The sequence below is a fragment of the Bradyrhizobium aeschynomenes genome (assembly GCF_013178945.1).
Classification (GTDB): Bacteria; Pseudomonadota; Alphaproteobacteria; order Rhizobiales; family Xanthobacteraceae; genus Bradyrhizobium; species Bradyrhizobium aeschynomenes.
The window spans coordinates 1,031,078-1,045,725 of record NZ_JABFDM010000001.1 but is presented as its reverse complement, the minus strand read 5'-3'; the positions used below and the strand labels follow the sequence as shown (position 1 = coordinate 1,045,725).

2 protein-coding genes are annotated in these 14,648 nt (G+C 66.1%); both read right to left on the bottom strand.

Annotated features, from left to right (window positions below; translation table 11 throughout):
• Nucleotides 1–4,917: non-ribosomal peptide synthetase (locus HL666_RS04700; RefSeq protein WP_172180137.1), on the bottom strand; the 4,917-nt coding region annotated here is incomplete at its 3' end.
• Nucleotides 4,917–14,630 carry a non-ribosomal peptide synthetase gene (locus HL666_RS04695; protein ID WP_172180135.1) on the bottom strand — a complete coding sequence of 3,238 codons (9,714 nt, stop codon included), beginning with the start codon at nt 14,628–14,630 and terminating at the stop codon, nt 4,917–4,919. The genes HL666_RS04695 and HL666_RS04700, both read right to left, overlap by 1 nt.
• Nucleotides 14,631–14,648 lie beyond the last annotated feature (18 nt).

Here is a 14,648-nt window from a genome sequence, read left to right as displayed (position 1 = left end):
CACGACGTCCGGTCCGATCCCCTGCAGCATGAGACGCCGCGCCAGCCGGTTTGCCCGCGCGTTCAGCTCGCCATAGCTGATCGTCTCGTCCCCATGCACAATCGCGATCGCATCAGGAGAACGCGCCGCCTGCGCTTCGAACTGCCGCTGTAGACACCCCCTGTCCCAAACTCTCGCGGTCGCATTCCATCCATCGAGCAGCAGCGCACGATCCTCGGCTGGAACGACACCGAGCTGGCGCACAGGCAGGTGCGGAGCCGTCTCGAGCGCCGATGCCAGTTGATCGAGAGCCTGCTCCATCATCGCGCAGACGCGGGCCGGCGCGACCGGGGAGACGACCTGGGCCGTCAGGCGCAGCGCATCGCCGTCGTCGTCCACTGCAAGCATCAACGGATAGTTCGTGCGCTCCTCAGCGCCGAGCCACTCGATCTCTCGAAGCGGACTGTTGAGCGCCGATTCAGCGTGGTTATTCTCCTTGCGACTATGTCGGTAATTCAGGATCGCGGAGAACAACGGCGTTGGCGAAGCAACACCGCTGCAGCGCTGCGCCATCGCCAATGACGCATGCTCATGAGTCATCAACTCCGCCAGCCGCGCATGCGCCGCACGCACGCTGTGCTCGACGGAGGCGCCGTCGAGATCAACGCGCAGAGGCAGCGTATTGATGAACAGGCCGAGGCTGCGATCCATCGCAGCACCACCCTGCATGCGACCGAACAGCACCGTGCCGAACACGACCTTCTCCCGACCGCTGCTCCGCGCCAGCACCTGGGCCCAGGCGAGGTGACAGAGGCTGGCAAGACTGACGCCGACACGTCGTGCCTGCATCCGAAGTCGCGTATCGAGGGCGGCCGGGATCGCGAGCTTCGCCTCATGCACGCCTCCTCCCTCGCTCCGCACCTCCATCAATCCGAACGGTGCGGTCGGCGCGTCGACGTCGGCGAGCATGCCGCGGAAGAAGCGCTGCTGCGCGTCCTGCCCGGCGGCGTCGCGAGCAAGCGCCACGAGATTGCGAAACGGCACCGGAGCCGCCAGGAGGTGACCGCGGCCTGCCAGAATGGCCTCCACCTCCTGATGAATCGCCTGCAAGGTCGAGTGATCGCCGATCAAATGATGCAGCATGACCTGGAGCAGCACGCGATCTTTTCCGGGGTCGCGTGCGACGATGAAGCGCAGCAGCGGCGCTTTGCTGAGATCGAGCCGGCGCGATCGCGAGTCGAATCGTCCGGCAAGTTGCAGATCCGCCGGTGCGCCGGCCTCGAGCACGAGCTCCGTCACATCGAGACTTGCACGTCGCCATACCACCTGCGCCGGAACGGACAGGCCATTCCAGACGATCGATGTGCGGAGTACGTCGTGACGCGCGATCACCTGCTGAACGGCTGCAAGATAGCGGTCGAGCAGATCGCCGTCGGGAAACGCCATCTGCGCAGAGAGCACGTAGGGATCGCCCTCGGTTGCCAGCAGATGATGAAACAGGATGCCTTCCTGCAACGGCGACAGCGCGTAGATGTCCTGAATGTTGGCAATGCCCCCCGGCACCTGACCGACGATGCGGTCGATCTCCGGCTGGCTCAGCACGATCAACGGCAACAGCCCCGGCGTGATCGCCGTCGTATCTGCCGTGATCCGGTTGGCGGGAACGACAATCTCTTCGCCGCGACGAAGGGCGGCGGCGAGCGCGCGAAGCACGGGCTTCACGAACACGGTTCGCGCATCCACAGCAAAGCCGCGGCGTTTCAGGCGGTCCAGCATGCGAACGATCAACAGCGAATGGCCGCCGAGCTCGAAGAAATGGTCGTCACGTCCGACCTGATCGACCGACAGGAGCTCGCTCCAGATCGCGGCGAGCATCAGCTCGATCTCGCCCTGCGGCGGATCGTAGGCACGGCGCGAAAAGGCGTCGTGATCCGGAGCCGGAAGTGCATGCCGGTCGATCTTGCCATTCGGCGTCAGCGGAAGCGCTTCGAGACGCACGATGGCCGATGGCACCATGTAGTCGGGCAGGCTGGCCTGCAACTGAGCCCGCAGTTGCGCGCTCCAGTCGACGGCATCGGCTACGTCGTCCGCCGGCACGGCATAGGCAACGAGCATGGTGTCCCCGAAGGCATTGCGCTGGGCCAGGACGGCGGAATCCCTGACCCCCGCCAATGCGCTCAAGCGGACCTCGATCTCCCCAAGCTCGACCCGGAACCCGCGGATCTTCACCTGATGATCGTTGCGGCCCAGGAACTCGATGTCGCCGTTCGGAAGATAGCGACCGAGATCTCCGGTCCGATACATCCTGCCATCCGACCGAGGACTGAATGGATCGGCTGCGAAACGCGCGGCCGTGAGGTCGATACGGTTCAGGTATCCGCGCGCCGTCCCCACCCCTCCGATCCAGATCTCACCGACGGCGCCTCGTGGCACGGGCAGCCCCTCATCATCGAGCAGATAGATGCGCACATTCGCAATCGGACGTCCGATTGGAACGATGGTGTCGGCAAAGCCGGCAGGACGTCGCCAGGCCGTGGCGCAGACGGTCGCCTCGGTCGGCCCATAGGCGTTGAAGACGGCGATGCCTTGCGGCAACGAGGCGATCAGCTCCGTACGGGGCAGCTCGCCAGCCAGCACGAGAACCTCAAGCTCGGCGAGGCGCGCCAAATCCGCCCGTCCTTGCAGCAGCGCCGGCGGCAGTGTCGCGTGGGTGATGCGGTGATCTGCGAGGTACCCCAGGAGCGCGGACGCGTCGCGATGCTCGTCATCTCCGAGCAGATGCAGCTCGGCCCCGGAGCACAGTGCCATCACGATGTCCCATACGCTCGCATCGAAGCTCAGGGACGCAAACTGCACGATACGACTGCGCTCGGTGGTTTCGAACAAGGCGATCTGCGCCAAGGCCAGATTCACCAATCCACGATGCTCGATCATCACGCCCTTCGGCTTACCGGTGGAGCCGGACGTGTAGATGACATAGGCCAGATGACGTGGTGTCAGGCGGAGAGCGGCGACATCCGGCGTCACGTCCGGCAGTTCCCGCCATGCCGCAGCATCGCGTCTGATATCGAGGACGGAGCACGCGACGTCGCCCAACACCCCCGCGCCGGCTTCATCGCAGATCAGCAGCGCCGGCTGTGCGTCGGCAACGATCTCACGCAGCCGCTGTGGAGGATAGATCGGATCGAGCGGCAGATAGGCCGCGCCTGCCTTGAGCACTGCAAGGATGCTGATGATCGCATCGATGCCGCGCTGCTGGCAGATCGCCACCAGACGATCCGGCCCGGCTCCCGCCGAAACGAGGCGGTGAGCGAGCCGATTGGCCTGCGCCTCCAGCTCGCCATAGGTCAGTCGGACATCAGCATGAACCAGCGCGACCGCGGACGGCCGGCGACGGACCTGGTCGGCCACCAGCTCCTGGATGCAGCGGCTGGGCTGACTGAACATTTCGGTCTTGTTCCAGCCGTCGAGAAGCAGCGATCGCTCCTCGGCGGCAAGGAGGTCGATCCGGTGCACCGGTCGACCGACGTCGATCACCATTGCCCGCAGCGCAGCCAGCAGATAGCCGCGATAGCGCAGCACGGTGTCTGCATCGAACACGGCCGTCGCGTAGTTCAGCTTGCCGGAGATGCAACCGCCGGTCTCGCAGAGATCGAGCTCGAGATCGAACTTGATCTCCCGCTGCTCGACCACCAAGCGCTCAATATCGATGCCGGGTAACGCAAGCTCACCGATCTCGTCGCCCTGCCACGCGAACACGACTTGAAAGATGGGCGTGTAGGCCGGATTGCGCGGCGGCTGGAGCGCTTCGACGATGTGCTCGAATGGCAGTTCCTGATGATCTTGCGCCGCAAGAGCTGCATTCTTGACATGTTCGACCAGCTCCGCGACGCTCCGCGTCCCGGAGAGATCGAGCCGCAGCGGCAGCATGGTGGCGAAGAACCCGACCAGCCCCTCCACCTGTGCCCGGGTGCGGTTTGCCGTTGGCGTACCGATCACGAGATCCTTCTGGCCCGCGAGCCGCGACAACACGATGGCCCAGGCCGACAGCACGATCACGAACGGCGTCGCGCCGAGCGTGTTTGCCATCTGCCTGATTGCCGCCGACAGTTGGTCATCGATCTCGACATGCAACGCAGCGCCCGCGGTGGATCTCGTGGCCGGTCGCGGACGATCAGTGGGCAACGTCAGCAACAGTGGCGCGCCGGCCAGCGTAGCCTTCCAATGATCGAGCTGGCCCGCCAGCCGCGCCGGCGTCAGCGTTTGGCGCTGCCAGGCGGCATAGTCCGGGTACTGGATGTTGAGCTGCGGCAACGGATCGCGCTCCCCGGCGGCGAACGCGCCATACAGCGCGGACAGGTCGCGGACGATCACGCCCATCGACCATCCATCGGAGACGATGTGATGCAGGCTGAGCAGCACGACATGCTCGTGCTCGCCAAGCCGGATCAGGGCGCTGCGGATGAGCGGCCCCGTGGCCAGCTCGAACGGCGCGCGCCTGCTTTCATCGAGTAGATCGCGCATCCGCGCCTCGCGATCGGGCCGATCACTGAGGTCGTGGATCTCCAGCGGCAACACGGTGTGAGGCGGCAGCACTCTCATCAGCGGCTCGCCGTCCTCCGCGACGAATATTGTCCGCAGTGCCTCATGGCGCGCGAGCAGATGATCGAGGCTGCGTCGCCATGCCGCGACGTCGAGTCGGCCCCGCAGCCGCAGAACGGCGTCGAGGTGGTAGTTCGTGCTCGACCCGTCGAGCTGCGTCAACAGCCAGAGTTGCTGCTGCGCGAACGACAGCGGCAGTTTGTCCCTGCGATCGACGATCGGGATCGTGTTGGCCGCGCGGCCGCCGCGACCGCGCTCTCTGGCCGCGAGCGCCAGACGCTGCAAGGTGTCCGAATCCAAATCGGGCAGGCTCGGCTTGGCTGATTGTTTCTTCATCACATCTCTGCCCCGATCAGCTCCTGAAGCTCACGCTCCTCGAATTGCTCCTCGATCAGGGTGATCGAGACGACACGGGCGAAGTCCGCCAACTCGGAATGAGCGAACAGTCTGGACAGTGGCACGGAGACGCCGAACTCATCGGAGACGCGGCTCATCAACCGCACCGCCAAGAGCGAATGACCGCCGAGCTCGAAGAAGCCGTCGTTGCGACCGATACGCTCGACGCCGAGCAGCTCGGTCCAGATGCGCGCCAAGGTCGTCTCGATCTCGCCAGCGGGCGCCGCATGATCCCGACCGTCCGTTTCGCCCTGCGAAGGCGGCGGTAGCCTGCGGCGATCGATCTTGCCGTTCGGGGTCAGCGGCAGCTGCGGCAGCACCATCACCCAGGTCGGCACCATGTAGTCTGGCAGCATCGACCTGAGCCTGGCGCGCAGATCCGCGCCATCGAGCGCATTCCCGCCGCCGACATAGGCCACGAGCTGTGGGCTGCCCCCGATCTGCCGCGCCACGACGACGCTGTCGCGCACGCCGGTTTGTGCCCGCAGTCGCGCCTCGATCTCGCCGAGCTCGATCCGGTGGCCTCTGATCTTCACCTGGTGATCGGCGCGGCCGACATAGTCGAGCAGACCATCGTCACGCCAGCGCACCAGATCGCCGGTGCGGTACAGCCGCTTGCCATCGGCGCCGAACGGATCCGGGATGAAGCGCTCCGCGCTCAGAGCCGCACGATTCCAGTAGCCACGCGCGAGCCCCTCGCCGCCGATGAACAGCTCTCCTGTGACGCCGACCGGCGCGAGGTGGAGATCCGCATCCAGCACGTACAACGTCGTGTTGCCGATCGGACCTCCCAGCAGCGGCATCGGATCCGCTGCGTCGAGCCGGTGGCGCGTCGACCATACGGTCGTCTCGGTCGGTCCGTAGAGATTCCAGACGTCACGGCTCAGCGCCGTCAGCCGTCGTGCGAGATCCGATGCCATCGCCTCGCCGCCGCTCAGTACGCGGCAGCCCTCGGGCAGCCACCGCTCGGTGCCCGGATGATCGATCAACATCCGCCAGCTCGACGGTGTCGCCTGAATCATCGTCACACCGTGCCGAGCCATAACCGACTTCAGCGCCACCGGGTCGCGCGCCGCGGCCTGGTCGACCAGCACGATCTTCGCGCCATGCGTCAACGGCAGCCAAAGCTCCAGCACTGCGATGTCGAACGACAGCGAGGTCAGGCCGAGCACGCGATCATCGCGCGCAATGCCCGGCTGCTCGGCCATCGTCGCAAGAAAGCTGGTCACTGCGCCGTGGCGCACCATGACGCCCTTGGGCGTCCCGGTCGATCCCGAGGTGTAGATCAGGTAAGCGACGCTCTCCGGATGAGAGGCGAGGCCGAGATTGCTCGCATCGCCGGCGTCCTCTCCCGCGGTCTCGTCGAGCAGCCAGGCCTCGGCCTCACTCCGGGCAAGTGCCGGCGCGAACCGATCGTGCAACGACGTCTGCGTCAGCAGCAGCTTTGTGCCGCTGTCGCACAGCATGAGGCCGAGCCGATCGGACGGATAGTCCGGGTCGAGCGGGAGATAGGCACCGCCAGCCTTGAGCACCGCAAGCAAGGCCACCATCATCGTGACGCCGCGCTCGAGTGCCAGGCCGACGACCACATCGGGGCCGATGCCGCGCGCCCTGAGCCGCCGCGCCATCCGATTGGCGCGTGCATTCAGCTCGCCGTAGCTCATCTGGCTGATACCGCTGACAATCGCTATCGCGTCAGGCGTTTCAGCGGTACGCGCCTCGATCTGTGCGACAAGGTTCAACGACGGTGCGGATCGGACCTCACCGATGGTGCCTTTGCTCCATCGCATGAGCCGCGCAAGTGCATCGCTCCCGAGCGCGTCCAGAGCACCGGAGGGACGGGCAGCATCGGCGGAGATCTGCACCAGCCAGTCTCGCATGGCAGAGCTCACGCGCCCGATCGCGCTTTCGTCCAACTGCGCACGATCGAAGTTGAAGTCGAGCCGCAGACCGTCGGCCCCATCGAATACGCCGACGGCGACCGCATAGTTCGTCGGCGTCACATGCTCGACGCGCCCCACCTGCGGTCCAGTCTGGCTGCCATTCACCAGTGACCGGTCGATCGGATAGTTCTCGAACACCATGATGCTGTCGAACAGCTGCCGCCCGCCATGCGCGGCGAGGCGCTGGATTTCGTGCAACGGCAGCCACTCATAATCGCGGGCCGCGACGTTCTTTGCCTGCAGCGCACGCAGCCAATCACCGACGGAGGCCTGCGGGTGCGGCCCGTCGATCAGCGGCAGCGTATTGATGAACAGGCCGATGATGTCCTCGGCGCCTGCCAGCTCCGCCGGACGACCGGCCACGGTGGCGCCGAAACAGACCGTGCTCTGCCCACATGTGTGTCGTAGCAGTTGCACCCAGGCTGCCTGAAGCAGGGTGTTCATCGTCACCCGCTGCTGCGTGGCGAACCGCCTGAGATGCGCGGCGAGGTCGCGGTCCAGCGAAAGCGTGAGCCGTCCATAGCCGTCTCCCGGCGCAATCAGCCCCCGTCTGCGCAGCGCATCAGCCAGCAGCGTTGGCTCGCTGGCGTCGCTCAACGTCTGGCGCCAGAATTCAACCGCTGCACCGCGGTCCTGCGTCCGGAGCCACGCGATGTAGTCGCGATACCTGCCCTGCGGGACACCGGGCTCCGATCCGCCGGCGCGCTGCAGCACGTCGGCGAGCAGCCGCGCCGAGCTCCAACCGTCGAGTACGATGTGGTGGTGCGTCCAGATCAGCCATAGTCTGTCATCGTCGAGCCGAATGAGGCGCAGCCGCTGCAGCGGAGGCCGGGTGACATCGAAGCCAAGCACGCGCTCCCGTTGCCCCGCTTCGGCCAGCGCGGCGTCGAGATTGCTGCCGGCAGCCGAATTCACCGTGCGCCCTCGCCAATCCTCCTCCACGATCGGCAGATCGAGCCGCCGATACACGATCTGCTGAGCGGCCTCCGACAGGTGCTGCCATGCGAATCCCGTACGCAATGCCGCATGCTGCGTACTGGCCGCCGACCACGCCGCACGCAGCTGCGATGGCGCCACGCCGCGCAGCTCGACTGCGAGCTGATTGACATATGCGTCGTTCTTGCCGTCGCGAAGGGCGTGAAACAGCAGGCCCTGCTGCATCGGCGACAACGGATAGATGTCTTCGACGTTGCGAACGTCGACCGATGCGCAAACGCGATCGAGCGTCTGTTGATCGAGGCCGGACAGCGGGACGTCCGACGGGGTGAGACAGCCCGCACCGCGCAGGCAATGATCGACCAGACCGCGCAACGCGGTCCCGTAGAGGTCCGCAAGCCGCTCGACGGTCGAACGGCGATAGCGCCGCCGGCCGTAGCGAAAGGCCAGGCGAAGTTGACCGTCGCGCACCTCCCCGATGATGGTGAGCCATGCCCGCAGCGGCGTATCAGCCGCGCGCATCGAGCCCGATGACTCAGGTGCAAGCCGGTACGAAGCCTCATCGCCGAGCGATGCATCGAAGCGGCCGAGATAGTTGAAGACGATCCGCGGGCTGCCCAGCTCCGCCAGCGCGTCGCGTTGCGCAGGCGCGCCGAGATAGCGCAGCACGCCGTAGCCGAGACCGTGATCAGGGACAGCGCGCAGGGCTTCCTTCGTCCGCGCGATCAACACACGATCCGCATCGGCCCCGCCCGGCAGACGGAACGGGAATGCGCTCGTGAGCCATCCCACCGTACGGGTAAGGTCGGCGTCGGCGAAAATATCCTCGCGTCCGTGCCCTTCGAGCTCGATCACGATGTCCTCGCGTCCGCTCCAGCGCCAGACGGCGCGCGACAACGCTGCAAGCAGCAGATCGTTGATCCGAGTCCGGTAGGCTGCCGGCGCGGCCTCGAGCAGCTGCCCGGTCAGGCCGGCATCGAGGCTGAGCATGACCTCGTCGGCGTCGGCTTCGACATCGATGCTGCCGTGGTCCTCATCGCACGGCAGCTCACCGCTCGGGCCCGCCGCGAGCCAGAACGGCATCTCGGCCTCCAGCCGTTCGCAGGTCGCGTGCGCGCGCAGCCGTTGCGCCCAGGACGAAGGCGCCTCGCTCTTCGGCAACGCCACCGCTGCGGCGCCGTTTGCGAGCTGCGCGTAGGACTGCGTCAGATCTTCGAGAAGGATACGCCAGGACACGCCGTCGACGGCCAGATGATGGATCGCGATCAGCAGACGCTGGCTGCCGTCGATCAGGTCGAAGCCGACGGCGCGCAGCAGCATCCCCGATGCAAGCGAAAGGCTCGCCTGCGCCGCCGATGCGATCGCGCCGATCTCATCGTGACGGACACCGCTGCGGATCCAGAGGAGATCCGCCGCCGCAAAGCCTTCCGTCGGCAAGGCCTGCCAACCTTCAGCCGTCCGACGATATGCCGTCTGGAGCGCTTCGTGATGCTTCACGACCGCAGCGAGTGCAGCTTGGAGCAAGTTCCACGCGACGTGATTCTTCGGGATCAGCAGCACGGCCTGGTTGAAGTGATCGCGGCTCGGGATCGCCTCTGCAAAGAACCGCAATTGGATCGGCAGCAGCTCCGCCGCGCCGGCGTTCACGGCGCTGCGTGCTGCTGCCGGCGACGCCGTCGGCGCGGAGGTGGTCGCAACCACGCCGGCCAGCGCCGCTATCGTCTGCTGCGAAAACATCTGCTTCGGCGTCAGCTTCACGCCGCGCTTGCGCAACCGCGCGATGATTTGCAGGCTGAGAATCGAATCGCCGCCAAGCTCGAAGAAATTGTCATTGCGACCGATCCGATCGCGGCCGAGCACTTCCTGCCACACCGCAGCGATCGACTCCTCGACCTCTCCGACGGGAGCGGCATAGGCGATGACGATCTCCTCATCCGGCTGGGGCAGCGCAGCACGGTCGAGCTTGCCGTTGACCGTCAGCGGCAGACGATCGAGCATGATGATGCGCGACGGAACCATATAGTCGGGCAACAGCGACGAAAGCTCCTGCCGCATTCCGTCGGGCTGCAGCACCGCACCGGCCGCAGCCACGCAATAGGCCACCAGCTCCAGGCGCCCCTGCTCTGCATCGACCACGCGCGCCACAACCACGGCATCGGCGACGCTGCCCAGCGACATCACCGCACGCGTAATCTCGGAAGGCTCGATGCGATAGCCGCGCAGCTTGAGCTGATCGTCACGCCGGCCAAGGAAGACGATATGTCCGGCCTTGTCACAACGCACGACGTCTCCGGTGCGATAGAGGCGCGCGCCGGCCGGGCCGAACGGATCGGGGATGAAGCGCTCGGCCGTCTGAGCCGGCACACCGCGATAGCCTCGCGCGACGCCCGCGCCACCGACATGGAGCTCGCCCGCGACACCGCGCGGCACCGCGTTCAACGCATCGTCGAGCACGTAGGCCCGCAGATTTGCCAGCGGCAGGCCGACCGGGACGGCGTCGCCGGCAATGTCGTCCGTGCAGTCGTAGGTCGCGATGCCAACCGTCGTCTCGGTCGGCCCGTAGTGATTGATGATCCGGCATTGCGGGCGCAGCCGCCGGACGTCCTGGATCAGGCGCCGATCACACGCCTCGCCGCCGAGAATCAGCACGTCACGCGGCAGCAGGTCGGCAGACCTCCGCGCCTGCAGCAGACCGCGGAGGTGGCTCGGGACGATCTTCAGGATGCCGACCTCTCCCTCGCGCATGGCCTGCGCAAACGCGTCGGCATCGAACGCCGCATCGGCAGGCAGAAGGTTCAAGGTCGCGCCGCTCGCCAGCGCGCCGAACAGCACCGTGTGGCCGAGGTCGGCGGCGACGGTGGAGACCATCGCCATGCCCGCATTCACGTCGGGCCGCAGGCGCGACAGCAGCGCCTGCACATAGTTCGCGAGCGAGCCGTGAGAGACGGCAACCCCCTTGGGCGTTCCCGTCGAGCCGGACGTGTAGATGATGTAGGCGCTCTGTGCCGGGTGGGCACGGGACGGAACAAAGACATCTGACGCATCGTCACCGCGCCGTTCTGCGTCGAGAACGACGCAATCGAGCCCTGCAGCGGCGGCCAGACGGTCTGCGGTCGCCACCAGCCGGGTGATGCCCCCGTCGCGAACAATGCGTTGCACGCGCGCGACCGGCCAGGCCGGGTCGAGCGGTACGTAGGCGCCGCCCGCCTTCAACACACCGAGCATGGCCGCGACGAAGGCCGGTGACCGTTCGATCCACAGGGCTACCGGAACATCGGGCCCGACGCCGTTCGCAGCCAGCCGCTGCGCAATCCCGTCGGACCACTGCGCAAGCTCGGCGACACTGATTTCGACCGGGCCCTGGCGGAGCGCAACGTGATCACCACGGCCGACAGATGCGCGGCCGATGATGTCGAGGATGCAGGTCGAGGCGAAATCTCGTGTTTCACTCGCGATCGATTCGCGAGCATCAGGCGCGAGGACGAAGTCGGCGATCGGCCGGTGCGCGTCATCGGCGATCTGCTGCAGGAAATCGACGAGCTGCGTCGCCATCCGCGCGACCGTCGCCCGCTCGAACAGATCCGTCGCGTAGTTGAGGCTGGCCGCCATCCCATCGGGACCATCGACAATGTCGAGCGCCAGGTCGAAATGCGAGCCGGCCAGATCCATGATGCGGGTGTCGGCGCGCAGGCCGTGGGCGGTGAAGCCGCGCGGATGTGCCATGTAGTTGAACTTGACTTGGAAGAGTGGATTCTGGCTACCCGAGCGCGCCGGTTTGAGCGTATCGACCAGGCGATCGAACGGAAGATCCTGGTGCGCAAGCGCGGAGATGACCTCCTCACGCGCCGACTCCAGCAAAGCCGCGAAGCTCATGTCGGCCGTGATGTCGGCGCGCAGCACCAGGGTGTTGACGAAGCAGCCGATCAGAGAGTCGAGCTCGGCATGCCGGCGCCCGGCAACGGGGACGCCGATCCGCAGATCCGGTTGCCCCGAATAGCGAAACAGCAGCAGCTGATAGGCCGCGAGCAGCAGCATGAACATGCTGACGCGCTGCTGACGGGCGAGGGATCGCAGCTTCTGCGTCAGCTCGGGTGCGATCTCGGCATGAACGGTGTCGCCGCGATAGCTCTGCACCGCCGGCCGCGGTCGATCGAACGGCAGCGCGAGCGGCGGATGTGTGTCACCGAGCCGGCGGCGCCAATAGACGAGCTGTCGATCCGCCTCTGGACTCGCAAGCCATCCTCGCTGCCATGCCGCGTAATCTGCATATTGAATGGCTGATGGCGGACGCAACGTTGCGACTCCACGCCGGAGCCCGTCGTAGAGCGCCGAAATTTCGGTCAGAAGCACGTCGAGTGAGAGACCGTCGGCCACGATGTGATGGGCCGAGAGCAGCAACTCGTGCCGGTCATCGGCGAGCTGCATCAGCACGGCGCGTAGCAGTGGCCCGTTGATGAGGTCGAACGGCTTGGCCAGCTCATCTCCTCTGCGGGCCGCGGCGTGCCTCTCACGATCGCCCGGAGAGCAGCGACTGAGATCATCGACCGCAACAAGAGGCTCCTGCGCGTCGTGAATCACCTGCATTGGACGGCCGTCCTGCGCCACAAAGGTGGTGCGCAGTGGCTCATGGCGCGCGACGATCTCGGCCAGCGCCCGCACGAGCAGCCGATGATCAAGCGGTCCTTCGAACCTGACGGCACAGGCGATTGTGTAGGCTGTACTGGTCGGGTCCACGTTCCAGAGAAACCAGAGCCGTTCCTGTGCCGACGAGAGTTGCCGCCGCATGTCAGGCGCGACGGGCCGCAGCGGCGCCAATGCTCCGCCAATGTCAACAGTTGCATCCACATGCGCCGCCAGCGCACAGAGCGTCGGCGAATCGAAGAAGTTGCGCAGATCGAGATCGACATGGAGCCGCTCGCGGACGATCCCCGCGATTTGCGCGGCCGCGATCGAGTTGCCGCCGAGCATGAAGAAATCGTCGTCGCGGCCGACCTGCGCGACATCGAGCACGTCCTGCCAGATCAGCGCGAGACAGCGCTCGGTCGCCGTCGTCAATTCTGGAGCATCGCGAGGCTCCGATGCCGCGTGTCTCCGCTCGAACACCATGAAGCTGTCGAGATCCCCCTGCATCCAGCCGGCGCGGCAGGCCGAGCGCTGCAGCTTGCCGCTGGTCGTCAGCGGCATGCCCTGCGGATTCAGCAGCACGACGACGGCAGGAAGCTCCTGTGTCTGAGCCATGACCGCATCGCCGATGGCCTTGATCAGAACATCGGACGGCGTCCGTCGGAGTACTGCCCGACTAAACTCCGCGGCGATGCCGATGCCCTCGATGCCGTCGATCTCGACGGGAAATGCGGCCACGCGGCCTTTCCGCACCGAGGTCACCTCGCTTTCGACCGCCTGCTCCAGGTCGAACGGATAGATGTTCTGACCACGTACGATCAGCAGATCCTTGAGCCGGCCGGTCACGACCAGCGCGCCGTCGCGGAGGAAACCGAGGTCTCCCGTCCGGAGCCAGCGCGCACCGTCCCGTTCGACGAATGTCTGCTGCGTCGCCTCGGGATTGTTCCAGTAGCCTCGTGTAACGCTCGGACCGGAGACCCAGATCTCGCCGATCTCGTCGGCATCGGCCTCGGACGACGCATCGGGCCTCATGATGCGCACCGCATGGCCGTCCGCGACGGTGCCGCACGCCATGAGGTCCGCCCCTTCAGCGACGTCTTCGGCGCGTCCGCTGGCGAGCGCGGTTGGATCGAGCGTATGACAGACGGGATGGCTCGCGCGATCGCCGGCGGTCACGAGCAAGGTTGCCTCGGCGAGGCCGTAGCACGGCTTCAGCGCGCGAGCATCGAAGCCCGCTGGCCGGAACCTCTGCACAAAGCGGTCGACCGTTGCACGGCGAACGAACTCTGAGCCGGAGAACGCGAACCGCCAGCGGCTGAGATCCAGCCGGGCAAGGGCTTCGTCCGACACCCGATCCGCGCATAGCGCGAACGCAAAGTCCGGCCCACCGCTGCACGTGCCCCCATGCCGATCGATCGCGTCGAGCCAGCGCCGCGGCTGCTCGAGAAAATTGCGCGGCGACATCAGCACCGCCGTGAAGCCGGTGAACAGCGGATTCAACAGGCCGCCCATCAGCCCCATGTCGTGATAGAGCGGCAGCCAGCTGACGAACACGTCGTCGCCCGTCCCGCCGAGCGCGGCCTCCATCGCAATCTCGTTCGCAACGAGGTTTTCGTGGGTGACGCAGACGCCCTTCGGCTGGGACGTCGAACCCGACGTATATTGAAGAAAGGCGATTCCATCGCCCCTCAAGTCCGGCTCACGCCAGGTTTCAGCGGCATCCACCGGCACCGCGTCCACGGCGAGGACATGCGCGCCGGTTCCGCCGAGGGACTCCTCGACAGTACCACGCAGGCTGGCCAGCGTGAGAATGAAACGGGGCGCCGCATCGCTCAGAATGCCGGCGAGCCGTTCGGTGTAGCGCTTCTTGCCGGTCTCCGGCGGATAAGCGGGCACGGCGATGACGCCGGCGTAGAGGCACGCGTAGAAGGCGACGGCATAATCGGGACCGTTCGGGAGAAGGATCACGGCACGTTCGCCGCTGCCGGACAGCTGCTGAAGATGAGCGGCGAGCGCGCGAATGCGCCGATCGAGGTGAGAGAACGTCAGCTCCTCGACGACCTCGTCGCCTTCGATGAAGCGCAACGCTGCATGATCAGCCCGCAGGGCCGCATGTTCGCGCAGTCGTTCGACGAGAGTTCTTGTCCGCATGTTCTCGGTGTCCGATGG

Excerpts from the sequence above, each read along its gene's own strand:
- HL666_RS04695 (WP_172180135.1), bottom strand. The coding sequence starts at position 14,630 with ATGCGGACAAGAACTCTCGTCGAACGACTGCGCGAACATGCGGCCCTG.